Origin of the sequence: Vibrio sp. 10N.261.51.A3 (assembly GCF_041471965.1) — a bacterium.
GTDB classification, from domain to species: domain Bacteria; phylum Pseudomonadota; class Gammaproteobacteria; order Enterobacterales; family Vibrionaceae; genus Vibrio; species Vibrio crassostreae_C.
The window spans coordinates 1-1243 of the sequence record NZ_JBFRPK010000150.1; the positions used below are offsets into that span (position 1 = coordinate 1).

Genomic DNA, 1243 nt, shown 5'->3' on the forward strand with positions numbered 1-1243 from the left:
TGATCCGCACCATAAGTTTTGGACACTGAGTTAAGTGAGTACAATCACTAACGAGGTGAACAATGACAACTAAGAAAACACGAATCAAACATGCTCCTGAATTTAAAGCCGAAGCACTTAAGTTAGCAGAGAAAGTCGGTGTCGCTGCTGCCGCACGACAGCTATCGTTGTATGAATCTCAAATTTATGGGTGGCGTAAAGCCGTCAAAAAAGATGCGAAAATCAGCGATAGAGAAAGGGAGCTCGCCACTGAAAATGCCAAACTCAAACGGTTATTGGCTGAGCAAGCTGAAGAGCTAGATATCGTAAAAAAGGCCGCCACCTACTTCGCGAAAAATCTAAAGTAGATTGCTATGAGTTTATGCTCGAACACCTGATGCAATATAGGATTGTCCGTATGGCTAAGGTGTTTGAGGTTTCTCGAAGTGGGTTTTATTATTGGATTGATAATCGCCATAAAGTCACTCAACGCAACGAGCACCGAAAGCAGCTTGATATCAAAGTTCGAGAAGTCTTTGATGATAAAAAGGAACGCGACGGAGCAAGGCGTATTCAAAAAGAACTAGAGGCAAATGGTAATAAGCACGATGTAAAAACCATTGCCGCGAGCATGAAGCGCCAGAGCTTAGTCGCGAAGGCCGCCCGTAAGTTCAAATGTACGACAGACAGCAAGCATAGGCTTCCTGTTGCCCCGAACTTGCTTGAGCAAGATTTTAATGCAACAGCACCGAACCAAAAATGGGCTGGAGATATTACCTATCTAGCGACAAGCGAAGGTTGGATGTATTTAGCGGTTGTTATCGACTTGTACTCACGGCAAGTCGTTGGTTGGTCAATGAGCACCAGAATGACCGCGACTCTGGTCTGTGATGCGCTATCAATGGCATTGTTCCGTAGAGGCATGCCCGAAGGGGTGATTATCCATAGTGATAGAGGTAGTCAATATTGTTCAAAAGACTACAGATACTTAATCTCAGCCCATAATTTAAAACAAAGTATGAGTAGGAAGGGAAATTGCTGGGATAACGCCTGTGTTGAAAGCTTTTTCCATTCAATGAAAGTAGAAGCCGTCCAATACGAGCCGATAATGACGCGAGAAGAGATGCGCCAAGCACTTTTTGAATATATCGAAGTTGATTATAATCGAACAAGAAGGCACAGTGCTCTTGGGTATCTAAGCCCAGTTAACTTTGAAAAACAATATGTCGCTTAATGCGGTGTCCAGTCTAACTGGAGCAGATCA

Annotated in this window: 1 protein-coding gene; it reads left to right on the forward strand. The window is 43.7% G+C overall.

Annotated features, from left to right (window positions below; all coding sequences use genetic code 11):
- The first annotated feature begins 62 nt into the window (after positions 1-62).
- Positions 63-1213 (forward strand): IS3 family transposase gene (locus AB4371_RS22305; protein ID WP_104216061.1). Its coding sequence is split into 2 segments (ribosomal slippage): positions 63-306 and positions 306-1213, totalling 1152 coding nucleotides; the frame shifts between segments, so codons are not numbered across the junction.
- Positions 1214-1243 lie beyond the last annotated feature (30 nt).